The sequence below is a fragment of the Salipiger sp. genome (assembly GCF_048261495.1).
In the GTDB taxonomy this organism is placed as follows: Bacteria; Pseudomonadota; Alphaproteobacteria; order Rhodobacterales; family Rhodobacteraceae; genus Salipiger.
The window spans coordinates 64,378-89,263 of the sequence record NZ_JBLXFX010000007.1; the positions used below are offsets into that span (position 1 = coordinate 64,378).

A 24,886-nucleotide genomic window follows, 5' to 3' on the forward strand; every position below is an offset into this window, starting at 1 on the left:
GCAGCTGATTTGGACGCCCTGTTCGTTGTGGTGGCGGTGGTCGTTCTGGCGATCCCTGTCCTGGTGATCCTGCTGTCGCTCGCCGTGCTGCGCCTGCGCCGCGAGATGGAGGAAGTCCGGTCCGAACTGGCCCGGGCCCGCTTGCGGCTGACGGCGCTCGAACCGCAGGGCGCGGGTGACGCCGCGACTTCCCCTGCCGATGCCGCGCCCGAGGCGCCCATTCCCGCCGCCGGCCCGCCTGCGCCGGACCGCAGCGTGGCCGAGGCGATGCGGGCGGCCTACGTGCGTCCCCCCGATGCCGATACCCCCCGGAGCGAAGCGCCCTCGCGCGCCGTCGTCTTCCGACGGGAGCGCGGCGCGGCGCTGATCGCCTGGCTGCGGGAAAACTGGTTCTATGCGGTTTCGGGCCTGTCGCTCGCCCTCGCCGGGCTGTTCCTGGTGCAATACGGGATCGAGACCGGCCTTCTCAGCCCCGAGGCGCGGGTCGGCGCGGCGCTTGCCTTCGGCCTTGTGCTGATCGGCGCGGGGGAATGGATCCGCCGCCGCTTCGGAGACGGGGAACAGGCCGCGACCGCCTACCTGCCGTCGGTCTTTTCCGGCGCGGGGCTGGTGTCGCTCATGGGCGGGATCGTCTCGGCCCGGCTGCTCTACGGGCTGATCGACCCCGGCCCGGCGCTGCTCGCATTGGCCGCCACCGGGGCGCTGGCCCTGGTCCTCGGCTGGTTCCACGGCCCGCTGCTGGCCGCCATCGGCATCATCGGGAGCTTTGCCGCCCCCTTTCTCGTCGGCGGTTCGTCGGAGTCGCCGGACTGGCTGTACCTCTACTTTGCCGTGGTCGCGGCGGCGGGGCTGGGCATCGACACCCTGCGCCGCTGGGCCTGGGTTTCGGTGCTGACCATCGCGCTGGCGCAGCTTGCGGGCTGGGCGCTGCATGCGGGCGGCGCGGGGATGACCCTGTCGTGGTCGCTCTATCTCTCGGCGCTGGCGATCATGGCGACGACCATCCCCGCACGCGCCCTGCTGCCGGACTACGCGGGCCCGACCCTGGCCGAGACGCTGGCCCACCGCGGCAGGAGCGGCTGGCCGATCTTCCCAACGCGCCTCTCGCTCGGCACCCTTGCGGCCAGCGTCGCGATGCTCGCCGTCGGCGCGGCGGACGGCGGGCCCGAGGGGTTCCGCACCGTCGTTGTCCTGGCCACCGCGCTGACCGTGCTCTTCACCCTCTGGTCGGTCCGCGCGCCGGCGCTTCAGGATCACGCCCTGTTGCCGGCGGCGCTGCTGCTCGCGCTGATCGCCCTGCCCCCGCTGCAGGGCGGGATGCCCGCGCTGCTGCGCCGGACCCTGGCCGAACGCGAGGGCATGACCGAACAGCCGATGCTGATGGAGCCGACCTGGATCATGGCAGCCGCACTGCTGATCTCGGGTGTTACCGCCTGGCGCGCGCTCCGGGGCGGCAGCCTCGGGCTGGCCCCGGCTGCGGCAGCGGCGGTGTTTGCACCGCTTGCCGGATTGCTTCTGGAACTGCAATGGGCCCCGTCGGAGCTGATCGGCCCCTTCCCCTGGGCGCTGCACGCGCTGGCCGTGGCGGCCGCCATGGCGCTGATGGCCGAACGGTTTGCCCGCGCCGATCCCGCCGACCGCGCCCGCGTTTCGCTGCCGGTGCTGGCCGCGCTGGCCTGCATTGCCTTTGCCGTCTCGCTGCTGCTGACCGAGGCCGCGCTGACCCTCGCCCTCGGGGCGCTGATCGTCGCGGCGGCGGCGCTCGACCGGCGCTTCGATCTGCCGATGATGTCCGCCGCCGTGGCGGGCGGCATCGTCGCGCTGGGCTACCGGCTGGTCGAATCGCCGGGGCTGGTCTGGGCGCTCGGCCCGGCAAGCTGGACCGACCTCCTGCTGAGCTGCCTCGGCACGCTGGCCGCGCTGATCGCGGCGCTGCGGCTTCTGCCCCCGGCGCGCCCCACCGCGCGGGTCATGCTGGAAAGCGCCGTTCTCTCGGTCGCCGGGCTGACCGCCAGCGTCGTGCTGCACCGCGCCATCGCCGCAACCGCCGGAGCGGACGAGATCAACAGCCACTGGAGCCTCGGCCTGCACGCGACGATCTGGTTCGGGCTGGCGGCGGCCCAGGTGGAGCGCTGGTCGCTCGGCGGGCGGCTGGCCATCCTGCGCAAGGCGCTGGCGGCGGTCTTTGCCTTTGCCGGACTCTCGGCGCTGGTCGGTGCGCTGGTGATCGGCAACCCGCTGATCTCGCCCGAGGTGGTGCTGGGCCCGGTGCTGCTGAACACGCTCGCGCCCGCCTACCTTGCCCCGGCGCTGGTGCTGGCGCTGGCGGCGGCACGTTCGGATCACATGCCGCGCGCCCTGCGCCTGTGCCTCACCGGCACGGCACTGGCGCTGGCAGCGTTCTGGGCGGCACTGGTCATCCGCCACGGCTGGCAGGGCGGCACCCGCATGGCGCTCTGGCACGGCACCGGGCAGCCGGAACTCTATTCCTATACCGTGGCATTGCTCGCCACCGGGGCGGCGCTGTTCTACCAATCCCTCGCCCGCCGCTCGGCGCTGCTGCGCCGCGCGGGGCTGGCGGTGATCGGACTGGCGGTCGCCAAGGTCTTTCTCATCGACATATCGGGGCTTCAGGGGCTGACGCGGGTGTTCTCGCTGCTGCTGCTCGGCCTCGGGCTGGCGGCGCTCGCCTGGCTGAACCGCTGGGCCCAGCGGCGGGGCGGACCGGACGCGGGCGGGGACGCGACCTGAAGACCGGGACCCCCGAGGCGTGACGAAAAAAGGGTGCCCCCGGTTGCCGGGGACACCCTTTCGGGGTCCGTGAGTGGTGGCTCGCCCCTGGTCGCTTACTCGGCCGGAGCGGGTGCCGGGGCCGGGGCCGGGGCCGCCTCGGGGGCTGCGGGGGCCGCGGCTCCGCCGTCGGCGGGCACCGTGGTGGTCGCGGCGGGGACCTGCGTGTCCGTCGCTTCGCCCGAGGTGAAGAAGCTCACCCCGATGATGAGGCCCAGCACCACCAGCACGGCAACCAGCAGACCGGCCATGGTGCTGCCGGCGCCCGCGGCCGGGGCGCGCAGTTCGGGATCTGCGGAGAGGTTGCTCGCATAGGGGTTGTTGTAGCGGGGGTTGGAATGTTCGTAGGCCATCTCGAAGTCCTTCCTGTTTCCGAGGTGAGTCGGGTGGGTGTGTGGTCGGTCGCAAAGCCCCGGTCCGGGTGCTTTCATGACCATCAAACACCCATCGCGGCGCAAAGGTCCCGCCCCCCGTCCGCACCCCCCCTTCCGGCGCGGACTGCCGCCGGTTCCGCCCGCCTTGCTGCGCCGGTTCCCGCCACGCCGCAGCGCGGCGTCCCGCCTTGGCGGGAACCGGCGCAACCGGACCGCCCCGACGGGTCGATTTCCGCTCATGTCCGCAGGCACTGGACCCGGCCTGCGCGCCGCCCTATAACCCGCGCCATGATGAACCTTCGCGTGATCGTCATTCGAATTACCTGCCCGGCGCTCTGAGAGCAGAGTCGCCGGGACAAGGCGTCTGGACACCCCGCGCCGCCCTCATCCTTCTTCAAGACCACTGAATTCCGGGACCGCAGAGCATGTGCGCCGATACGCCTGACTACAAGGACACGCTGAACCTTCCGAAGACCGACTTTCCGATGCGCGCGGGGCTGCCCAAGCGCGAACCGGAATGGCTGGAGCACTGGGACAGGATCGGCATCTACGACCGTCTTCGCGACAAGGCCGGGGATCGCACGCCCTTTACCCTGCACGACGGCCCCCCCTACGCGAACGGCCACCTTCACATCGGCCACGCGCTGAACAAGACGATCAAGGACATGATCGTGCGCTCGCACCAGATGATGGGGCACGAGTCGCGCTACGTCCCCGGCTGGGATTGCCACGGCCTGCCGATCGAATGGAAGATCGAGGAACAGTACCGAGCCAAGGGCAGGAACAAGGACGACGTGGATGTCGTCGACTTTCGGCAGGAATGCCGCAAGTTCGCCGAGGGCTGGGTCGACATCCAGCGCGACGAGTTCAAGCGCCTCGGGATCACCGGCAACTGGGACGATCCCTACCTGACCATGGCCTTCCACGCCGAGCGGGTGATCGCCGAGGAATTCATGAAGTTCCTGATGACTGGCACGCTGTACCAGGGCTCCAAGCCGGTGATGTGGTCGCCGGTGGAAAAGACCGCGCTGGCCGAGGCCGAGATCGAATACCACGACCACAAGTCGCACACGATCTGGGTGCCGTTCCGGGTCGTCTCGGGCGGGCACATGACCATGGCGCAGGGCGAGGATGACGATTTCGCCGGGGCCGATGCGGAACTGCTGGCGCAGCAGTTGCAGGCCGCCCGCGTGGTGATCTGGACCACGACCCCCTGGACGATCCCGTCGAACAAGGCCGTCGCCTTCAACCCCTCCATCGCCTACGGGCTCTACGAGGTCACGGCGACGCCGGAGGAATCCTGGGTCTCGGTCGGGGACACCTACGTGGTGGCCGACAAGCTGGCGGGCGACGTGTTCAAGGCGGCGCGTCTGGCACCCGAGATGACCCGCCGGGTACGCGATGTCTCGGCGCAGGAACTCTCCACCCTGACGCTCGCCCACCCCTTTGCCGGGATCGACGGCGCGAACGGCTACTGGGATTACGAGGTGCCGATGATCGACGGCGACCACGTCACCGACGACGCGGGCACGGGCTTCGTCCACACGGCGCCCTCGCACGGCGCCGATGACTACGACTGCTTCGTCAAGCGCGGCTGGACCGACCGGATGACCCACAACGTCGGCGAGGAATCGGAATTCCTGCCGCATGTCCCGTTCTTTGCCGGGCTGCGCGTGCTCGACCAGAAGGGCAAGGAGGGCAAGGCCAACACCGCCGTCATCGACAAGCTGGTCGAGGCGAAGGGCATCATCGCGCGCGGCCGCGTCACCCATTCCTACCCGCATTCCTGGCGCTCCAAGGCGCCGGTGATCTTCCGCAACACGCCGCAGTGGTTCGCCGCCATCGACAAGGCGGTGGGCGACGGGCAGGACAGCTACGGCGCCACGATCCGCGAACGCGCGCTGACCTCGATCGACCGGCTTGTGAAGTTCACCCCGCAGAGCGGCCGCAACCGCCTGTTCTCGATGATCGAGGCGCGGCCCGACTGGGTGCTGTCGCGCCAGCGCGCCTGGGGCGTGCCGCTCACCTGCTTCACGAAGAAGGGCGCGCTGCCCACCGACCCGGACTTCCTGCTCCGCGATCCGGCGGTGAATGCGCGCATCTGCGAGGCCTTCGAGACCGAAGGCGCGGATGCCTGGTACAAGGACGGCGCCAAGGCGCGCTTCCTCGGGCCGGACTACGACGCGGACGACTGGGTGCAGGTCTTCGACGTGCTGGACGTGTGGTTCGATTCCGGCTCCACCCATTCCTTCGTGCTGCGCGACCGCGCGGACGGGACGCCGGACGGCATCGCCGATGTCTACATGGAGGGCACCGACCAGCACCGCGGCTGGTTCCATTCCTCGCTGCTCCAGGCCTGCGGCACGATGGGCCGCGCGCCCTACCGCAACGTGGTGACCCACGGCTTCACGCTGGACGAGAAGGGCAACAAGATGTCCAAGTCGCTCGGCAACACCGTGGCACCCGAGGACGTGGTGAAGCAGTACGGCGCCGACATCCTGCGGCTCTGGGTGGCGCAGGCGGATTACTCGACCGACCAGCGGATCGGACCCGAGATCCTCAAGGGCACCGCCGACGGCTACCGCCGGTTGCGCAACACCATGCGCTACATGCTGGGCGCGCTGGGGCACTTCACCGAGGCCGACCGGGTCGACGCCGCCGACATGCCGGAACTGGAACGCTGGGTCCTGCATCGCCTTGCCGAACTCGACGTCACCGTGCGCGAGGGCTTCCGCAGCTTCGACTTCCAGGAGGTGTTCCAGGCGGTCTTCACCTTCTGCACCGTGGATCTGTCGGCCTTCTATTTCGACATCCGCAAGGACGCGCTCTACTGCGACGGCGACACGCCGCGCCGCCGCGCCGCGCGCACGGTGATGGACCTGCTGTTCCACCGGCTGACGACCTGGCTCGCGCCGATCCTCGTCTTCACGATGGAGGACGTCTGGCTCGACCGCTTCCCCGGCGAGGACAGCTCCGTCCACCTGCAGGACTTCCCCGAAACGCCCGCCGCTTGGCGCGACGAGGCGCTGGCGGCGAAATGGGCCAAGGTGCGCACGGCGCGCCGCGTGGTGACCGCGGCGCTCGAGATCCAGCGCACCGACAAGGTCATCGGCGCGTCGCTCGAAGCGGCCCCGGTGGTGCATGTCGAGGATGCGGCGATGCTGGAGGCGCTGAAATCGGTGGCCTTCGAGGATCTCTGCATCACCTCGGCGATCACCCTCACCGGCGATCCCTCGCCGGCCGAAGCCTTCCGCATGGCGGAGGTTCCCGGCGTCGGCGTGGTCTTCGAAGAGGCGGAGGGCGAGAAGTGCCAGCGCTGCTGGAAGATCCTTCCGGACGTCGGCACCCATGCCCACGCCGGCACCTGCGCCCGCTGCGACGAGGCGCTCGGCTGACCCCCGCGCCCGGCCCGGACTCACGCGCGACGCGCGCCGGGCCGGTGCCCGCCCGCCCCCAAGGGACGGGCGTCGGCGCCCTCCGCCCCTTGTCAGCCGGGCCGGAGTTCGCCAGCATCGCACCATGCCGGACCGCTGCATCGACACCCCTCTCGGCCCGATGACCGTGACCGCCTCCGGCGGCGCGGTCACCGCCCTGCGCTGGGGCAACGGCGCGCGGGACGCCGATCCCCTGCTGGACGAGGCCGAAACCCAGCTGACCGCCTACTTCAGCGGCCGGCGCCGGGGTTTCGATCTGCCCCTGCAGGTACACGCCAGCCCGCTGGTGCAGCAGGTCTGCGCCGAGATGCGCGCCATTCCCTACGGCGAAACCTCGACCTACGGCACGATCGCCCGCACGCTCGGCACGCCCGCGCAGGCCATCGGCCAGGCCTGCGGCGCCAATCCGATCCCGATCCTCATCCCCTGCCACCGGGTGCTGGCCGCCAACGGTCTCGGCGGGTTTTCCGGCGGCGGCGGGGTGGAAAGCAAGGTCTGGCTGCTGCGCCACGAGGGCGCGGCGGGGCTGCTCATCTGAGGCGCGCGGCGACGGATCGCCCCGTCCCAGGTTGAAACACCGAAAACCATTCCCCATTATCGAAGCATTGGTTTTCCGGGGTGGTCACATGCGTTTGTCGAAATTCACGGATTATGCCGTGCGCGTCTGCCTCTATCTCGGAGCGCACCAGGGCCGGACCGTGCCGATCTCGGAAATCGCCGAAGCGCACGGCCTCTCGCAGAGCAACCTGATGAAGGTGGTCAACCAGCTTGTCGACGGCGGCTTCCTGCGCAGCGTCCGCGGCCGCTCCGGGGGCATCGCGCTGGCCCGCCCCCCGGCCGAGATCCGCATGGGCGAGGTCACCCGCCACATGGAGGGCGACACGGCGATGGTCGATTGCTCGACCTGCATCCTCAAGGGCTCCTGCGGCATCGTCCGCGCGCTGAAGGAGGCGAAGTCGGCCTTCTACCAATCGCTCGACCGCCTCAGCCTGGCGGATTCGGTGCTGGCGCATCCGCGCACCCTGCCGATCCTGCTCGGCCCATCCGAACCTGCGCTCGGCGCCGTGCCGGCCAAGTAGGCTCCGCCCGGCGAATGCGCCGCAAACCGGCCCTCCCGACCGGCGCGGCACCCCGACTCCATCCGGCTGAATATCCCGACAGGCGCGCGGCGAACTGCCCGCAAAAGTGGCAGCGCGGGGCAAGGCCTGCGTGAAACGGGCCGATTCCCGGAATCGTGTCAGAAAAAAGTTGCGTGCGAAAAACCTGCCGGATATCCGCATGATTAGGGCGGGCAAAGTTCATTCCCGCCGACCGCCGCAACGGCGCGGCAATTTCCGTCAAGACGCCCGCAAGGGCGCGCAGCAATGGCGCTGCGACTTCGGCTCCCCCTCGGGGCCGTCCAACCGGTATGCGCAAGCCACTGGTTTTCCTGACTGAAATCGCCGCGGCCCCGGTTTTCCGGTTCCGCATTCCCACGGAACAGGAGAGACCGCATGTCCCGTCAACGCCTCGTCATCATCGGAAACGGCATGGCCCCCGGCCGCCTTCTGGAGCACCTCTTCGAGGTCGCCCCCGAGACCCATGACGTCACCATCTTCAACGCCGAACCCCGGGTGAACTATGACCGCATCATGCTGTCCCCGGTGCTTTCGGGCGAAAAGACCTACGAGCAGATCGTCATCCATGACGACGCCTGGTACGCCGATCACGGCATCACCCTGCATCGCGGCGAAAAGGTCGCCCGGATCGACCGAACCGCCCGCACGGTGACCTCCGAAGGCGGCATCACGGCGTCCTACGACAAGCTGGTGATCGCCACCGGCTCGACTCCCTTCATCATCCCCGTCCCCGGCCACGACCTGCCGGGCGTCCTCGCCTATCGCGATCTGGACGACGTGGACGGCATGCTGCGGGCGGCCACGAGGGGTGGCCGCGCCGTGGTGATCGGCGGCGGTCTCCTTGGTCTCGAAGCCGCCGCCGGTCTGAAATCGCAGGGGATGGAGGTGACGGTGCTGCACCTCATGCCCTCCCTGATGGAACGCCAGCTCGACCCCGCCGCCGCCTGGCTGCTGCAGAAGGAACTGGAGGGGCGCGGCATCGAGGTCCGCTGCGGCTCCAACACCAGGGCCATTCACGGCACCGACCGCGTCGAGGCGGTGGAACTGGACGACGGCACCCGCATCGACGCGACGCTGGTGGTGATGGCGGTCGGCATCCGGCCCAACACCGCGCTGGCGCGCGAGGCCGGGCTCGACGTGGCGCGCGGCATCGTCGCGGACGCCGCCATGCGCACCTCGGACCCCGACATCCTGACCCTCGGCGAATGCGCCGAGGTCGAGGGCCGGGTCTACGGCCTCGTCGCGCCGCTCTACCGGATGGCGCGGGTTGCCGCCGCGCATCTCGCCGGACCGTCCGACGAGGCCTTTGCCCATGCCGAAACGCCGACCAAGCTGAAGGTCACCGGTGTGAACCTCTATTCCGTGGGGGAATTCGGCGACGGGCCCGAGCTCGAGGACATCGTGCTGCGCGATGCCCGCCGCGGCACCTACAAGCGGGTGATCCTCAAGAACGACCGCATCGTCGGCGCCGTGCTCTACGGCGACGTGGCGGACGGCGGCTGGTACAACGAGATGCTGAAATCCGGGCAGGACGTGTCCGGGATGCGCGACACGCTGATCTTCGGCCAGGCGCACCAGGGCGGCGGCACCGCCGATCCGCTGGCGGCCGTGGCGAACCTTGCCGACGATGCCGAGATCTGCGGCTGCAACGGCATCTGCAAGGGCGCGATCACCGGGGCGATCACCGGCAAGGGGCTGACCTCGCTTTCCGAGGTGCGCGCCCATACCAAGGCCAGCGCCTCGTGCGGAACCTGTACCGGGCTGGTCGAAAGCCTCATGGCGCTGACGCTGGGCGACGCGGTGAGCCGGAAGGCCGAGGGCATGTGCGGCTGCACGCCGCTCGGCCACGGCGAGGTGCGCCGCCTCATCAAGGCCAAGGGCCTCAAAAGCATCCCCGCCGTCATGCAGGAACTGGAGTGGACCAGCTCGGGCGGCTGCGCGAAATGCCGCCCCGCGCTGAACTACTACCTGCTGTGCGACTGGCCGGGCGACTACCAGGACGACCAGCAGAGCCGCTTCATCAACGAGCGCGTGCATGCCAACATCCAGAAGGACGGCACCTATTCCGTGGTGCCGCGCATGTGGGGCGGCATGACCTCGGCCGCCGAGCTGCGCGCCATCGCCGACGTGGTGGACAAGTTCGCCATCCCAGACGTGAAGGTCACCGGCGGTCAGCGCATCGACCTGCTCGGCGTGAAGAAGGAGGATCTGCCCGCCGTCTGGTCCGATCTCAACGACGCGGGCATGGTGTCGGGTCACGCCTATGCCAAGGGGCTGCGCACGGTAAAGACCTGCGTGGGCTCGACCTGGTGCCGCTTCGGCACTCAGGACAGCACCGGGCTCGGCATCCGGCTGGAAAAGTTCCTCTGGGGTTCGTGGACGCCGGCCAAGGTCAAGCTGGCCGTCACCGGCTGCCCGCGCAACTGCGCCGAGGCGACCTGCAAGGACATCGGCGTGATCTGCGTCGACAGCGGATTCGAGATCGTCTACGGCGGCGCCGCCGGCCTGCACATCCAGGGCACCACCAAGCTGGGCCTCGTGCGGACCGAGGACGAGGTGGTCGAGATCATCGCCGCCCTGACCCAGATGTACCGCGAACAGGGCTTCTACCTCGAACGCATCTACAAGTGGGCCGAGCGGGTGGGTCACGACACCATCCGCGCCGCGATCCTCGACGACACCGACGGGCGGCGCGCCCTGCACGACCGCTTCGTCACCAGCCAGGTCTATTCGCAGGTCGATCCCTGGTCCGAGCGCGTCTCGGGCCTCGACAAGCACGAGTTCAATCCGCTCGCCGTGTTCGGAGATGCCGCGATGGAGGCCGCCGAATGAACGCCCTGGCCCCCGATACCCGCTCCTGGCGCCTGGTCGGCAGCGTCGACGACATCCCGGCCCGGGGCGCGCGCTGTGTGAAGGCCGGGGCGATGACCATCGCGCTGTTCCGCACCGCCGACGACCGGATCTTTGCGCTCGAAGACCGGTGCCCGCACCGGAACGGGCCGCTGAGCCAGGGGATCGTGCACGACGGCTGCGTCACCTGCCCCCTGCACAACTGGGTGATCTCCCTCGAAACCGGCACCGCGCAGGGCGCCGACCGGGGGCAGACCGCCGCCTTTCCCGTCCGGCTCGACGGCCGGGACATCTATCTCAACCTCTTTCCTGCCGATTTCCCCTCCGACGCCTGACCTTCAGGCCAAACCACCTACCGAAAGGACCAAGACATGTCGTATGTCATGCCAAAGGAATTCGCGGCCAAGATGGTCGACGCCGGCGAATCCAAGATCTTCATGGCCACCAAGGACACGCTCATCCGCTCCTACATGGCGGGGGCGATCCTCGCGCTCGCCGCGGCCTTCGCCGTCACCATCGCCGTGCAGACCGGCAACTTCCTCGTCGCCTCGCTGCTGTTCCCCGTGGGCTTCTGCCTGCTCTACCTCATGGGCTTCGACCTGTTGACCGGCGTCTTCACCCTCGCCCCGCTCGCGGTGCTGGCCAAGCGCCCCGGCTGCACCTGGAAGGGCGTATTCCGCAACTGGGGCCTGGTGTTCTGCGGCAACTTCGCGGGCGCGATGACCACCGCCGTGCTGATGGCCATCGTCTTCACCACCGGCTTCTCGACCGAACCGAACGATGTCGGCCAGAAGATCGGCCACATCGGCGAGGCGCGGACCCTCGGCTACGCCGCCGCCGGCGGCGCGGGCCTGCTGACCGTCTTCGTGCGCGCGGTCCTCTGCAACTGGATGGTGTCGACCGGCGTGGTCGCGGCGATGATGTCGACCTCGACCAGCGGCAAGATCATGGCCATGTGGATGCCGATCATCGTCTTCTTCTACCTCGGCTTCGAGCATTCCATCGTGAACATGTTCCTGTTCCCGAGCGGCATCATGCTGGGCGGCAACTTCACCTGGTTCGACTACTTCGCCTATAACGAGATCCCGGTGGTCCTGGGCAACCTCGTCGGCGGCCTGACCTTCGTCGGCGGCATGATCTATGCCACGCACTTCCGCGAAAGCCCGAAGCGCAATGCCGCCCGCAACGACGACGTCACGGGCGTTCCGGCCGAATAGGCGCGACCCGACGCGGGGCCCCGGATCGCCGGGGCCCGCTTTCCACCGAGGAGGTGCCGATGCCGAAAGATGCCGCCCAGCCGACGCTTGCCGTCTCCATCGGGCAGTATTCCGACGCCGGGCGCAAAGCCTCCAACCAGGATTTTCACGGCGCCCTCGTCCCCGAGGGCGCCGCGCTTGCGCTCAAGGGCGTGACGCTGGCGCTGGCGGACGGGATCTCGTCCTCCGCGGTCGGCGGAGAGGCGGCGGAACTGACCGTCGCCTCCCTGCTCGGCGATTATTACTGCACCTCCGACGCCTGGACCGCGCGCACCGCCGCCACCAGCGTCATCGCCGCGACCAACGGCTGGCTGCATGCGCGCAACCGGCGCGCGGGCGTCGCCGATGCCGACCTCGGCCATGTCTGCACCCTTGCCGCGCTGATCCTCAAGGGGCGCGAGGCGCATGTGCTGCACGTCGGTGACAGCCGGGTGTGGCGCGTGGCGGGCGAAACGCTCGAACCGCTGACCGAGGATCACCGCGTCCTGCTGCCCTCGGGCGGGGGCTGGCTGTCCCGCGCCATGGGTGCCGAGGCCCGGGTCGAGGTCGATTACCGCCGCCTGCCGGTGGCGCCGGGCGATGTCTTTCTGCTGACCACCGACGGGGTGCACGAACATTGGGTGCCCGCGGACGTCGTGCGCGAGATTCGCGCGGCGGAGGATCTCGGGCCCGTCGCGCGCTTTGTCTGCGCGGCGGCGCTGGCGGCAGGCAGCGACGACAACCTGACCGTCCAGATCGTGCGGATAGACACCCTGCCCGCCCCGGATGCAGGCGCCCTGCTGGGCGAGGCGGCCTCCCTGCGCGTCCCGCCCCTGCCCCGCGCGGGCGACCACCTCGACGGGTTCCGCATCGTGCGCGAGATCCACGCCACCGACCGCAGCCACGTCTTTCTGGCCACCGCGCCGGACGGCACGCGCGTCGCGCTCAAGATCCCCTCGACCGAGCACCGCGAGGATCAGGACTACCTGCGCCGTTTCATGCTCGAGGAATGGATCGCCCGGCGGCTGTCGTCGCCGCATGTGCTGCGGGCCGCCCCGGAGGCCGGGCGCACCGCGCTCTACGCGGTGACCGAATTCGTCGAGGGGCGGACCCTGCGCCAGTGGATGACCGACACGCCCGCACCGGAACCGGACGCGGTCCGCGACATCGTCGAGCAGATCTCGCGCGGGCTGCGCGCCTTTCACCGGCGCGAGATGATCCACCAGGATCTGCGCCCGGAGAACGTCATGATCGACCCGGACGGCACGGTGAAGATCATCGACCTCGGCTCGGCCCGGGTGGCGGGGGTCGAGGAAACCCTGCCCGGCACGTTGGGCGAGATGCCCGGCACCTACCAGTACACCGCGCCGGAATACCTCTCCGGCGATACGGTCAGCTGGCGGTCGGACCAGTACGCGCTCGGGGTGATCGCCTACGAGATGCTGACCGGCCGCCTGCCCTACGGCACACAGGTGGCGCGCATCCGTTCGGTCGGCGACCAGCGGCGGCTGAATTACCGACCGGCGCGCGACGACGACAGCGGCGTTCCGGCCTGGATGGACGCCGCGCTGCGCCGGGCCTGCCACCCCGACCCGCTGCGGCGCTACGATGCGCTGTCGGAATTCGTCGCCGACCTGCGCCGTCCCGGCAGCGCCGCCCGGGCCGAATCGCACGTGCCGCTGGCGGCGCGCAATCCCGTTCGTTTCTGGCAGGCCGTTTCCGCGGGTCTCGCGGTGCTCTGCCTCATCCTCGCCGTGACCCACGGCTGACCGTCCGACAGGAGGACCCCATGAAAGACCTGACCACCGCAGAATTCCTGACCAAGGAAGAGGCCACCGCCCTCATCCTGCTTGCCAAGAAACGCGGCGGGCTGACCTGGGAGGGCATCGCCGAGGCGATCGGCATGTCGCCCGTCTGGACCCACTCCGCAAGCATGGGCATGAACGCCTTTCCGCCGGACAAGGCAGAGGCGCTGGCGGCCCTGCTCGACCTGCCGGAGACCGCCGTCGGGGCGCTGACCGAAAGCCCGACCAAGATCTGGTCACAGACCGTGCCGACCGACCCCTGCATCTACCGCTTCTACGAGATCGTCGGCGTCTACGGCCCCACGCTCAAGGCGCTGATCCACGAAAAGTTCGGCGACGGCATCATGTCCGCCATCGACTTCGACATGTCGGTGACCCGCGTCGAGAACCCCAAGGGCGACCGGGTGAAGGTCGAGATGTCGGGCAAGTACCTGTCCTACAACGCCTGGTGATCCTGCCGCCCCCGGGGCGCCGCGCGCGGTCCGGGGGCGCCCCGGCGATCAGCGCCGCAGGATTTCGGGCGGCGCATAGGCGCGGCTTTCGGGGATCGGGAGGGGCGCGGCCTCGACCTCGACCAGGCAACTGAGCGCGGCGGGACCCTGCGCGATCTCCGAAGTGCCGCGATCCGGTGTCAGCACGTTGGGATTGCCGTTTCGGCACAGCCCCGGCGTCGCGGGATCGAGGTCGAGCCAGGCCCCCGTCTCCATCGTCACCACTCCGGGCAGCAGACCGTCGTCGATGCGCAGACCGGCAAGGCAGGCGCCCCGGTCGTTGAAGACGCGCAGCACGTCGCCGTCCCTGAGCGACCGCGCCGCCGCATCGTCGGGATGCATGACCAGCGGCGTGCGCCCGGCGACCTTGCCCGCGCGGCTGTAGCTGCTCTGGTCGAGCTGGCTGTGCAGCCGCCGGTCGGGCTGGTGGGTGACGAGGTGAAGCGGATATCGCCCCGCCGCCCCGAGCCATTCGACCGGAGCGCGCCAGACCGGGTGGCCCGGCTGCCCGTCGAGCCCCCAGGCGGCGATCGTCTCGCTGAAGATCTCGATCCGTCCCGACGGCGTCGACAGGCGGTGCGCGGCGGGGTCCTCGCGAAAGGCGGTGAGCAGGGTCGGCGGTTCGGCGGGCGGCGAAAACGCGACCATGCCGCGGGCGCGGAAGGTGTCGTAGTCGGGCATCTCGTCGCCATGCCGCGCCATGCGGTTGCGCGTCTCCTCGTACATGCGGCGCAGCCAGTCCCCGGGCGTCAGCCCCTCGGTAAAGGCCTCGTGCAGCGCAGTGTTGCCCTCGGGGCCGGTCAGCCGCTCGGCCAGGCCGGCAAAGATCGCGTGATCGTCCCGCGCCTCGCCGAAGGGCGGACGCACCGGGTCGGTGGCAAAGAGGTGGGTATCCCGCGTCGAGCCGGACAGGTCCGCCCGTTCCGACGACAGCGTCGCGGGAAAGACGATGTCGGCATGGCGCGCAAGCGGGGTCCAGTGCGGTTCGTGCACGATGACCGTCCCGACCCGCTTCCAGAGCCGGTGCAGGCGGTTCAGGTCCTGATGGTGGTGGAAGGGATTGCCCCCCGCCCAGTAGATCGCCCGGATCTCGGGATAGCGGCGGGTCGTGCCGTTGTAGCGATACTCCGCGCCCGGATGCTCCAGCATGTCGGCAATCCGCGCCACCGGGATGAAGGGCGCCGGGCCGCGCATGGGAATGGGGAAGCCGGCAAAGGACAGCGGGCGGCGCAGGCTGCCGATGCTGTTGACCGCCGCCAGCCCGAGGGCGAACCCCTGCCCCGGCAGGCCGATCCCGCCGAGCATCGCCGCCAGCACGACCGTCATCCACCAGGTCTGCTCGCCGTTGTCCTGGCGGGTCATCGACCAGCTCGCCGCGATGACCGAGGGCCCCCGCGCAAGATCCCGCGCCAGCGCCCGGATCGTCGCAGCGTCGAGGCCGGTCAGCCCCGCCGCCCAGTCCGCCGATTTCGCCACCCCGTCGGAACCTCCGTCGAGATAGGGCAGAAACCGGTCGAACCCGGTGCAATGGCTGGCAAGGAACGCCGTGTCATGCAGCCCCTCCGCCACCAGCGTATGCGCAAGCCCCAGCAGCAGCGCCATGTCGGACCCGGGGCGGATCGCCAGCCATTCGCAGCCCGCCAACGCGTCCCGGTCGCGCACCGGGCAGACGTTGACGACCCGCACCCCGGCATCGAGTGCCGCACGGATGTCGCCCGCCTGGGTATGGCGCGCCACGCCGCCGGCGTCGATCTGGGCATTGCGCAGCGGCACCCCGCCGAGCGCGAGCACCGTCGCGCCCGCCCCGGCGATGGCCGCCCAGGCGGTATGCCCGCCCAGCAGCCGTTCCAGCGGCGCGACCACGTGCGGCAGGATCACCTCGCCCGCGGCGTAGCTGTAGGTGTCGCGCGACCGGGTGCAGCCGCCGAACAGGTTGAAGAACCGGCGCAACTGGCTTTGCGCGTGATGAAAGCGCCCGGCACTGGCCCAGCCGTAGCTGCCGGCGTAGATCGCCTCGGGCCCGTGCGCGGCGCGGATGCGGCCCAGCTCCCGCGCGGCCAGATCCAGCGCCGCGTCCCAATCGGTGGCGACGTAGCTGTCCTCGCCGCGCGCCGCGCCGCCGTCGCCTTCGAGAAAGCCCCGCCGCACCATCGGCCTGTCGATCCGGCAGGGATCGTCCAGCGTCTCGGCCATGGACCTGCCGATCTCCGAAGGGGACGGGTCGTCGTCGAAGGGCGCGTAGGTCGGGCGATCGGCCGTCGTGTCGACCTGGTAGACCCCCCAATGCGCGACGACGTAGGCTGGACGATCTGGCACGGCGGGACCTCTTCTTGCAACGCTGCGGACGGGCGCGACTGCACCGCGAACCGCGCGCCGGGTCAAGCCCGATCGCGCCCCCCACCCGCCGCGCCGCGCAACGCGGCATGCACCCGGCCGGGGACGCTGCGACAGGCGCCGCGAGGCCACCCAGATGTTGCCAGTGACGCCCTCAGAGGCTACTAGATACGGACAGGACAGAGTGAGCCCCGGACATGCAGACCCAACCGATTTCTGTCGTCGATCTCTTTTCGGGCGCCGGCGGCATGTCTTACGGATTCAAGGCCCACGGCGCCTTCGACATGATCGGCGCGGCGGATGCGGAAATCGGCAAGCCGACCTCGGGCGACGGCCGTCTGCAATGCAACACCACCTACCGCAACAACATCGGCATCGCGCCGAAGCGCATCAACCTCGGCGAGGTGGCGGCAGGCGATCTGCGCCGGGCGCTCGAGATCGGGGACCGCCACGTCAACGTGCTGAGCGTCTGCCCCCCCTGCACCGGCTTCAGCCGCACCAACCCGCAGAACCACCTGCGCGACGACGCCCGCAACAGCCTGGTGTCTAAGGCGGCGGATTTCGCCGTCGCGCTCGATGCGGACGTGGTCGTGATGGAGAATGCGCGCGAGTTGATCCGGGGCAATTTCCTGCACCATTACAGGGCTTTCCGCGAGACGCTGGAGGACAACGGCTACAACGTCTTCGGGCGCAGCTACATGCTGACCCGCTTCGGCCTGCCGCAGGTGCGCGAACGCTCGATCATCATCGCGGTGCGCAACGACCTGCCGCTCTACACGCTGGAAAGCATGTGGGACGGCTGGTCGGTCAAGCCCTCGGCCAAGACCGTGCGCCGCGCGCTTGCGGTCACCACCCGCGCCCGCAATGCCGATCACCGCTTTCCCGGCTTCGGCTCGGACACGGTGCGGCGCAGGCTGGCCGCGATCCCCAAGGACGGCGGTTCCTGGATGGACCTGCTCGAACATCCGCAGGCGGACGAGCTGATGACCGGTTCGATGAAGCGCATCGCGGCGGCGGGCAAGTTCGGGTCCTATCCCGATGTCTACGGGCGGCTGGCCTGGGACAAGCCGGCCCCGACGATCAAGCGCGAATGCGCCCATATCGGCAACGGTCGCTATGCCCACCCGGAACTGGACCGGCTTTGCACCGTGGCCGAAATGGGCGTGCTGAACGGCTTTCCCCACAGCTACAGGTTCGAAGGCGCCAGCCTCGCCAATGTCTATCGCCACATCGGCGACGCGGTGCCGCCGCTGATCTCCTACCAGCTGGCGCACCTGTGCCGCTGGATCCTGACCAACGAACAGCCGGGAATGCAGGAACTGGTCCTGCCCGGCACCAGCCTGCGCTCTTCGGACTTCGTGCGGGAAGCGGCATGATCCCGGCGCCCGACGCAACGGAACAGGGCTACCTCGACGAACTGCTGACCGCGATGCGCGGCCCCTGCGAGGAAACCCGCCCGGTCCCCTCGGAGATCCTGAGCGATGCCTTCGCCCGCGAATTCAGGGCGACCCTGCTGATCCATCACTATTTCCTGGGCTCGCCCCTTGCCACCAATTCCTTCGAAGCCGCCTTCACGCGGGCTGCGCGTTCGGGCGGGCACAGGGTTGCGCAGGCCGATGACGGGCAGCGTTTCTGGGACGTCGAGATCGACGGCCGCAAGATCAGCCTCAAGTCCACCGCGCAGAAGGGGCTGCGGGCCCGGCGGCTGCACATCTCGAAGCTCTGCGAAGCGGCCTGGATCCAGGACATGCGCGGCCCGGCACAACGGGAAGAGGCGACCAAGCGGCTGTTCGCGGATTACACCGCCACCGTCGACAGCATCATCCAGCTGCGCCTGTTCCGCGCCGCCGCCCATTACGAACTGGTCGAGATCCCGACCTCCCTGCTGCGTCAGGTCGCCCATGTGCCCCGCGCCGCCTTTGCCCCGGACGGGCCCTCCATCGCGATCCCCGAGGGCGCGCCCTCGCCGGAGTTCACGCTGAAGCTCGACCGCTCCGATGCCAAGGTGACGCTCACCAATATCGACAAGGCCGCCTGCCGCGTCCTGGCCACCTGGCAGTTGCGGCCCGAGGGCGAATTCGCCCTCGCCTCCGCCTGAGCGGCGCCCCGCCCGCCTTCGCAAATCCCTGAAATTCCGGGATTTTGCCCAAGGGAGGCCACGAAGCGCGTGTTTTTCGGCAGAAAGACACAGGAGATCCCGATGACCTTTCCCCGATTGCTGCAGGGCCTGACGCTGGCGCTTGCGATATCCGCATCCGCCGCCGGCGCGAACCCGGCCACGACCGTCGTCGCCAGCCGCCCGGCGCAACTTTCCGACAGCCAGGTCCGGGTCGCCGTCGACGCAGTGCTGCGGCGGTTGAAGGACCCCGACAGCGTCCGCGCCGGTCGCGCCTGGCCCGCAGTGCTGCACTATGCGGACGGCGGGCAGAACCTGGCCGTGTGCGGGCTCATCAACGCGCGCAATTCCTTCGGCGGATATACGGGGGACCAGTTCTACCTCGTCATCATGAGCCGCGACGCCACGATGGCCACGGCGATCTTCGACGCGGAACTGGTCTGCCGCGCCTACGGCATCATCCCCTGACCCGACGCCTTCAGTCTGCCGGCGCGGTTCCCGATGACGGCGGCCCCGGCCAGGGCCCCGTCAGACCGGGCGCGCATCGCAAACAACGGAGTTTCCCGCCCCGCCATGGCGGCGGACCGATGCAACAGCTCCGCCGCATGGGACGGCTGCCGGACATGCGGGCATGTCTTATGAAGGGGGGTGTCCGTCTCAACCTCCTGACAACAGGAAGTTTCAGGAGAATGGTGCGGTCGAGAAGACTCGAACTTCCACGGGAGTTACCCCACAGCGACCTCAACGCTGCGCGTCTACCAATTCCGCCACGACCGCACTGTCCTGACTTGGTGACGCGCTCTCTACAAAAGCCGCGCGGGGATGTGAAGAGGAAAACGTCGCGCCGGCGAATAATTTGCGCGGCCGCCCCGAACGGCAATCGGGCCGAGACGATCCGCCCCGGCCCGATGCCTGTCGTCGCTGCCGGAAATCCTAGTCGCCGAACACGAGCACGCCCGCGGTGCCGGCCGCCGCCGGGGTCGCGGTCATGGCAGATCCGCCTTCGAGAGACATGGCCGCCTTGCGCAGCAGGTTGATCCGGTCGGGCTGTCCGGGGCTGAACACCTGGACGGAGCCGGCATCCGCGGCGTCGATCGCCTTGGCATACCAGGCCAGCGCCAGGTCGGTCCGCTCCGTCGCGCCGAAGCCCTGCGCGAGATGATGGCCGAGCAGTTCGGAATAGGGCGCCTCTCCGAGTGCGACCAGAACCAGGGCGGACCCCATCGCCGCGTTCATGTCGTCCAGCTTGTACCCCGTGCCGAGGCAGATCTGCGCGGTCTTGGACAGTTGCGCGGGCGCGACTCCGGTGTTGAGAACGAAGGTTCCGACCTCCCGCAGCACGTCGTCACGCTGCTTCAGCGACAGGGCGGAGACGTGGTCCTTCATCAGCTGACCGAAACCGGCGCATTGCTCGGCGATCTGCGTCTGCGTGACGTTCGTGAGCTTGGCCACGACATCCTCGCCCCGCGCGATCGCATAGGTGCGGGCAAGGCAAAGCTGTTCGGACAGCGCGAGATCCGGGTCGGTCATGGTCTCGGAGGTGATGAACCCGCCGTTGGTCGAGGTCAGCAACGAGACCTTGTTGCAATAGGACTGCAGCGATGCCTGCGCCGGGGCATCGCCGAAGAAGGTGGGCATCCCCGGCATGTTGGCCGCCGCCGGTGCGGTCGCGGTGCCCGACGGGACCACCGGTTGCGCCGAGGCCACGGGGCCGGTCAGCCCGGCGAGTTGCGTCTGCGGCGCTTGCGGGGCCGGAGCGGCGGGGGCCGGTTGCGTCGAGGCGAGTTGCCCGGCGCCGCCGTCGGTCTTCATGCAGGACCCGCGCTGGCAGGTGAACATCGCCGGGGTGACGTTGAAGGCCTGGAAGTCGTTGCGCTCGTAGCCGTCGGGGGTCGAGGCAAAGACCCGCACCGCGCAGCTTTGCGCATTGCACCAGAACGCGGAGCCGGTCACCGAGGTGTCCAGGATGTAGTCGGTCCTGCCGTCGCCGTTGATGTCGGCCAGTTGCACGAAGCCGGACCGCTGGACGAGTTGCTCGGCCGTCGGATCGGAACTCCGCGCGATTTCGTTGACGGCCGAGGCGACGATGGCCGGCAGCCCGTAATGCCCGGCAATGGCATTCGACGTGGTGCTACCTCCGGTCGCCTCGTCGCGATAGGCGATCAGAAGCCCCTTGATTCCCATGGGGTTCATCGCGATCTGCTGGCTGGTATTCGCCCCGCCCGCCTGCGCCCGGTAATAGGACGACATCAGGAAATCACGCTCGTATTGGGTGAGCTGGCCCGTCGCCGGATAGTTGAGCAGCACCTGGTAGGAGGAAATGGCGGAGCGCGACCGCCGTCCCAGCACACCGTCCGCCCCGCCCGCATCGAAGCCGAAGTAGTTCAGTGCGGTCTGCGTGTCGCGGTTCTGCTGGACCTGCGCCGAGCTCACCGCCGGTTTGCTGTAGGTCTTCTTGGACGACGTGGACGTCGTCTTGCGATAGGTCTTGGTCTGGCGCTTGGGCTGATTGGCGATTGCGCTGCCGATGATACCGCCGACCAGTCCACCGATAAAGGCATCGTCGGCCGTGGCGGCAACCGGGGTGAGCGCGATGCTCGCACAGATCAGCCCGGCAATGGACACTCGTTTCATAATCATATTCTCCCAGAAATAAATCGGTGTCGGGCGCCTGTCGCCATCGGTTCGTGTCAATTGAATATTGCTCGACAAAGTCTTTCGAAAAACTGTCCCCGCAAATCCCGCGTCCTGTCAAGTACGGGATTCCGCGAATACGCCCGAAACGGCCCACGCCTCCGCCCAGGGCCGCGCCCCGTCTTGACGTCCTCCGGGGAAGGCCCTAGCCCGAAGCAATGGTGGAATGGATCACGACGGACGGGCTGACCGATTACGACGACGCGCTCGCGATGATGGAGGCGCGCGCCGCGGCCATCGCCGCCGGTGAGGCCGACGAGGCCATCTGGCTTCTGGAACATCCGCCGCTCTACACCGCCGGAACTTCGGCCAAACCGCAGGATCTGACCGATCCGTCGCGGTTTCCCGTGCACGAGACGCGCCGGGGCGGGCAATATACCTATCACGGGCCCGGTCAGCGGGTGATCTACGTCATGCTGGATGTCGGCGCGCGCGGACGGGATGTCCGGCGCTTCGTTCAGCAGCTCGAAACCTGGGTGATCGCCGCCCTGGCGGAATTCAACGTCACCGGCCATATCCGCGACGGCCGGGTCGGCGTCTGGGTCGAACGGCCCGACCGCCCTGCCCTGCCCGACGGGCGCATGGCCGAGGACAAGATCGCCGCCATCGGCATCCGCCTGCGCAAATGGGTCAGCTTTCACGGTATCTCCATCAACGTCGAACCGGAGCTGGAGCATTTCTCGGGGATCGTGCCCTGCGGCATCTCCGACTACGGCGTGACCAGCCTCGTCGACCTCGGGCTTCCGGTAACGATGGAGGATCTCGACGTGGCGCTGCGGAAAAGCTTCGATCAGGTGTTCGGGGACGCGCCGAGCGACTTGGCCATGTAGACCCGGTCGAACCCCTTTTCGCGGATGCGATGGGTTTCGCGGTAGCCGATGCGCGTGTAGATCGCGACATTCTCCACCATCTTCTCGTGGGTGTAGAGGCGGATCTCGTCATGGCCGGCGGCCCGCGCGGCGCATTCCGCCGCGATCATCAGCCGCTTGCCGACACCCCTGCCCTGCGCGTCGGGCGCGACGGCGATGTTGTCGAGCAGCATGTGCCCCTCCATCGGCACCAGCACCAGCAGGCCGAGCACCCGACCCGCCTCGACCATGACCGAGACGCGGCCCGCGCCGATCAGCGCGGCGTAGTCGTCGAGCATGGGCCCCGGCTTCTTGCCGATCCGCGGGATGTAGGGGGAATAGGCCGCCTCGACGATCGCCGCGATGGCGGGAAGATCGTGGGCGGCGGCAGGTCTTATGTCCACAAGAAGCTCCTGGCCGGAGCGCCGGTTCGGGAAAAGGGGGAGAGAGCGGCGCCCCGGCCAGTCTAACCTGCGGCAGTCACGGGACAAGTGTTGCCGGCAGGATCTCGGGTAGGTGATTCAGGCGTTGCCGCCGAAGACATGCGGGATGATCCCGTCGCGGGTCAGCCCCATGCGGGCCAGTTCGGCATCGGACAGGGCGCGCAGTTGCGCCACCCGCGCCGAAAGCTGCCGCTGGCGGGCGGCAAAGGGTGTGTCGAGCAGCCGCGACAGCCGGCGAAGGAGCGGTTCGCGGGACGAAAGCACGTGGTCGAAATAGGCCATCGGAGTTCTCCTTGTTCGTCAGGCCACCCCCCGGGCGGCTTCGGTCGGCGTCTGGCAGCGTTGCACCATGGATAGCGAAACGATCACGACTCCGCAGGTCAGGAAAACCCCCGTTTGCGTTGAATTGTTCCCATCCCCTTCAAGGAGGTGCGACAATAAAGTTTGATCCGGGTCCAACAGGGTCATGGACGCGCCCCGGACCACATTCTAAAAGGAGAATTGGAAACAAAGGGGCCGCATCCGATCCTGCGCGCACCTGCGGTACGACACGAAACAACACCAAGACCCTGACCAACAGGAGGCAGACAATGGCTGATGCCGCCATTCATGGCCACGAACATGAGGACAACCGCGGGTTCTTCACCCGGTGGTTCATGTCCACGAATCACAAGGACATCGGGATTCTCTACCTGATCGTCTCTGCGCTCGCGGGCCTCATCTCGGTGACCTTTACCGTCTACATGCGGCTGGAGCTCATGGAGCCCGGCGTGCAGTTCATGTGCATGGAAGGCGCGCGTCTCTTCCCGACCGCGACCGAAAACTGCACTCCCAACGGGCACCTCTGGAACGTGATGATCACCGGACACGGGATCCTCATGATGTTCTTCGTGGTGATCCCCGCATTGTTCGGCGGTTTCGGCAACTACTTCATGCCGCTTCAGATCGGTGCGCCGGACATGGCCTTCCCGCGTCTGAACAACCTGTCCTTCTGGCTCTACTGCGCCGGGACGACGCTGGCGGTGTGCTCGGTCTTCTCGCCGGGCGGCAACGGTCAGCTCGGTTCGGGCATCGGCTGGGTGCTCTACCCGCCGCTGTCGACCACCGAAGGCGGCTATTCGACCGACCTCGCGATCTTTGCCGTGCACGTCTCGGGCGCGTCGTCGATCCTCGGCGCGATCAACATGATCACCACCTTCCTGAACATGCGTGCCCCCGGCATGACCCTGTTCAAGGTGCCGCTGTTCTCCTGGTCGATCTTCGTCACCTCCTGGCTGATCCTGCTGTCGCTGCCCGTTCTGGCCGGCGCCATCACCATGCTGCTGACCGACCGCAACTTCGGGACGACCTTCTTCGATCCCGCGGGCGGCGGCGACCCGATCCTCTACCAGCACATCCTGTGGTTCTTCGGCCACCCGGAAGTGTACATCGTGGTCCTGCCCGGCTTCGGCATCATCAGCCACGTCATCGCCACCTTCTCGCGCAAGCCGGTCTTCGGCTACCTGCCGATGGTCTGGGCGATCATCGCCATCGGGGCGCTCGGCTTCGTCGTGTGGGCACACCACATGTACACCGTCGGCATGTCGCTGACCCAGCAGAGCTACTTCATGCTGGCCACCATGGTCATCGCCGTCCCGACGGGGGTGAAGGTGTTCAGCTGGATCGCGACGATGTGGGGCGGCTCGATCGAGTTCAAGACGCCGATGCTCTGGGCGATCGGCTTCCTGATCCTGTTCACCATGGGCGGCGTCACCGGCGTGGTCCTGAGCCAGGCAGGCGTCGACCGGGCCTATCACGACACCTACTACGTCGTGGCGCACTTCCACTACGTGATGTCGCTGGGTGCGGTGTTCGCGATCTTCGCGGGGGTGTATTTCTACTTCCCCAAGATGACCGGCAAGATGTACCCGGAATGGGCGGGCAAGCTGCACTTCTACGTCATGTTCATCGGTGCGAACCTGACCTTCTTCCCGCAGCACTTCCTGGGCCGCCAGGGCATGCCGCGCCGCTACATCGACTATCCCGAAGCGTTCTCCTTCTGGAACCACGTGTCGAGCTGGGGCGCCATCATCTCCTTCGCATCCTTCCTGTTCTTCTTCTGGATCATGTGGCACTCGATCCGCAAAGGCGAATCCTGCACCGCGGCGAACCCGTGGAACGAATACGCGGATACGCTGGAATGGACCCTGCCCTCCCCGCCGCCGGAGCACACGTTCGAACAGCTCCCCAAGCGTGAAGACTGGGACAAGCATCCCGCGCACTGAGCGCAGATCCATCATCCGAAAAGGCCCCGGCATCGCGTCCGGGGCCTTTTTCCGTCCGGCCCCATCCGGCCCCTTGACGACGCACCCGTC

At 68.5% G+C, this 24,886-nt stretch carries 19 protein-coding genes and 1 tRNA gene; 14 read left to right on the top strand and 6 right to left on the bottom strand.

Annotation, left to right across the window (positions count from 1 at the left end; all coding sequences use genetic code 11):
• Positions 1 to 9 precede the first annotated feature (9 nt).
• Entirely contained in the window at positions 10 to 2,751 is a 2,742-nt protein-coding gene (locus tag ACN0RJ_RS14940) for a DUF2339 domain-containing protein (RefSeq protein WP_417724762.1), read from the top strand.
• Between the two features lie 95 nt (positions 2,752 to 2,846).
• On the opposite strand, the gene ACN0RJ_RS14945 is transcribed toward ACN0RJ_RS14940, so the two are convergent.
• Positions 2,847 to 3,143 carry a hypothetical protein gene (locus tag ACN0RJ_RS14945; protein WP_417724763.1) on the bottom strand — a complete coding sequence of 99 codons (297 nt, stop codon included), beginning with the start codon at positions 3,141 to 3,143 and terminating at the stop codon, positions 2,847 to 2,849.
• Between the two features lie 446 nt (positions 3,144 to 3,589).
• On the opposite strand from ACN0RJ_RS14945, the gene ileS reads away from it, so the two are divergent.
• The 8 genes from ileS to cynS all read left to right on the top strand — a co-directional run bounded on the left by ileS (position 3,590) and on the right by cynS (position 14,058).
• Entirely contained in the window at positions 3,590 to 6,559 is a 2,970-nt protein-coding gene (ileS, locus tag ACN0RJ_RS14950) for an isoleucine--tRNA ligase (protein WP_417724764.1), read from the top strand.
• Between the two features lie 124 nt (positions 6,560 to 6,683).
• Positions 6,684 to 7,136 carry a methylated-DNA--[protein]-cysteine S-methyltransferase gene (locus tag ACN0RJ_RS14955; protein WP_417719624.1) on the top strand — a complete coding sequence of 151 codons (453 nt, stop codon included), beginning with the start codon at positions 6,684 to 6,686 and terminating at the stop codon, positions 7,134 to 7,136.
• 88 nt (positions 7,137 to 7,224) lie between these two features.
• A complete protein-coding gene (locus tag ACN0RJ_RS14960) occupies positions 7,225 to 7,677 on the top strand; it encodes an RrF2 family transcriptional regulator (RefSeq protein WP_417724765.1) in 453 nt (150 codons plus the stop codon).
• A gap of 414 nt (positions 7,678 to 8,091) precedes the next feature.
• Positions 8,092 to 10,548, top strand: a complete 2,457-nt coding sequence (gene nirB, locus ACN0RJ_RS14965) for a nitrite reductase large subunit NirB (RefSeq protein WP_417724766.1) — start codon at positions 8,092 to 8,094, stop codon at positions 10,546 to 10,548.
• Positions 10,545 to 10,901, top strand: coding sequence for a nitrite reductase small subunit NirD (gene nirD / locus ACN0RJ_RS14970; RefSeq protein WP_417719628.1), 357 nt, complete (start codon positions 10,545 to 10,547; stop codon positions 10,899 to 10,901). Before nirB ends, nirD begins: the two co-directional genes overlap by 4 nt.
• A 36-nt stretch (positions 10,902 to 10,937) precedes the next feature.
• Positions 10,938 to 11,783, top strand: a complete 846-nt coding sequence (locus tag ACN0RJ_RS14975; protein ID WP_417719629.1) for a formate/nitrite transporter family protein — start codon at positions 10,938 to 10,940, stop codon at positions 11,781 to 11,783.
• A gap of 59 nt (positions 11,784 to 11,842) precedes the next feature.
• Positions 11,843 to 13,570 (top strand): bifunctional protein-serine/threonine kinase/phosphatase, encoded by a 1,728-nt coding sequence (locus ACN0RJ_RS14980; RefSeq protein ID WP_417724767.1) that lies wholly within the window; start codon positions 11,843 to 11,845, stop codon positions 13,568 to 13,570.
• Between the two features lie 20 nt (positions 13,571 to 13,590).
• Positions 13,591 to 14,058, top strand: a complete 468-nt coding sequence (gene cynS, locus ACN0RJ_RS14985; protein WP_417719631.1) for a cyanase — start codon at positions 13,591 to 13,593, stop codon at positions 14,056 to 14,058.
• Between the two features lie 48 nt (positions 14,059 to 14,106).
• Here cynS and ACN0RJ_RS14990 read toward each other — a convergent pair whose 3' ends face one another.
• Positions 14,107 to 16,413 carry a molybdopterin-dependent oxidoreductase gene (locus tag ACN0RJ_RS14990; protein WP_417724768.1) on the bottom strand — a complete coding sequence of 769 codons (2,307 nt, stop codon included), beginning with the start codon at positions 16,411 to 16,413 and terminating at the stop codon, positions 14,107 to 14,109.
• 215 nt (positions 16,414 to 16,628) lie between these two features.
• On the opposite strand from ACN0RJ_RS14990, the gene ACN0RJ_RS14995 reads away from it, so the two are divergent.
• The 3 genes from ACN0RJ_RS14995 (at position 16,629) to ACN0RJ_RS15005 (ending at position 19,015) form a co-directional block, all read left to right on the top strand.
• Complete coding sequence (locus ACN0RJ_RS14995; RefSeq protein ID WP_417724769.1) at positions 16,629 to 17,807, top strand: DNA cytosine methyltransferase; 1,179 nt, start codon at positions 16,629 to 16,631, stop codon at positions 17,805 to 17,807.
• A complete protein-coding gene (locus ACN0RJ_RS15000) occupies positions 17,804 to 18,529 on the top strand; it encodes a hypothetical protein (RefSeq protein WP_417724770.1) in 726 nt (241 codons plus the stop codon). The genes ACN0RJ_RS14995 and ACN0RJ_RS15000 overlap by 4 nt, the downstream gene beginning before the upstream one ends.
• Positions 18,530 to 18,631: 102 nt before the next feature.
• Positions 18,632 to 19,015: a hypothetical protein gene (locus tag ACN0RJ_RS15005; protein WP_417724771.1), complete on the top strand. Its 384-nt coding sequence runs from the start codon at positions 18,632 to 18,634 to the stop codon at positions 19,013 to 19,015.
• A 222-nt stretch (positions 19,016 to 19,237) separates the two neighbouring features.
• Here the strand turns inward: ACN0RJ_RS15005 and ACN0RJ_RS15010 are convergent.
• Together ACN0RJ_RS15010 and ACN0RJ_RS15015 are read right to left on the bottom strand one after the other, a co-directional pair.
• Positions 19,238 to 19,324 (bottom strand) — tRNA-Leu (locus ACN0RJ_RS15010).
• Positions 19,325 to 19,480: 156 nt separating this feature from the next.
• Positions 19,481 to 21,181 (bottom strand): peptidoglycan-binding domain-containing protein, encoded by a 1,701-nt coding sequence (locus tag ACN0RJ_RS15015; RefSeq protein ID WP_417724772.1) that lies wholly within the window; start codon positions 21,179 to 21,181, stop codon positions 19,481 to 19,483.
• A gap of 218 nt (positions 21,182 to 21,399) precedes the next feature.
• Between ACN0RJ_RS15015 and lipB the strand changes: the two genes are divergently transcribed.
• Positions 21,400 to 22,071 carry a lipoyl(octanoyl) transferase LipB gene (gene lipB / locus ACN0RJ_RS15020; RefSeq protein ID WP_417724773.1) on the top strand — a complete coding sequence of 224 codons (672 nt, stop codon included), beginning with the start codon at positions 21,400 to 21,402 and terminating at the stop codon, positions 22,069 to 22,071.
• Here the strand turns inward: lipB and ACN0RJ_RS15025 are convergent.
• Both ACN0RJ_RS15025 and ACN0RJ_RS15030 read right to left on the bottom strand, forming a co-directional pair.
• Positions 22,032 to 22,493 carry a GNAT family N-acetyltransferase gene (locus ACN0RJ_RS15025; protein WP_417724774.1) on the bottom strand — a complete coding sequence of 154 codons (462 nt, stop codon included), beginning with the start codon at positions 22,491 to 22,493 and terminating at the stop codon, positions 22,032 to 22,034. The genes lipB and ACN0RJ_RS15025 overlap by 40 nt on opposite strands.
• Before the next feature lie 117 nt (positions 22,494 to 22,610).
• A complete protein-coding gene (locus ACN0RJ_RS15030) occupies positions 22,611 to 22,814 on the bottom strand; it encodes a hypothetical protein (protein ID WP_417724775.1) in 204 nt (67 codons plus the stop codon).
• 308 nt (positions 22,815 to 23,122) lie between these two features.
• Between ACN0RJ_RS15030 and ctaD the strand changes: the two genes are divergently transcribed.
• Complete coding sequence (gene ctaD / locus ACN0RJ_RS15035; RefSeq protein WP_417724776.1) at positions 23,123 to 24,796, top strand: cytochrome c oxidase subunit I; 1,674 nt, start codon at positions 23,123 to 23,125, stop codon at positions 24,794 to 24,796.
• Positions 24,797 to 24,886: the final 90 nt, after the last annotated feature.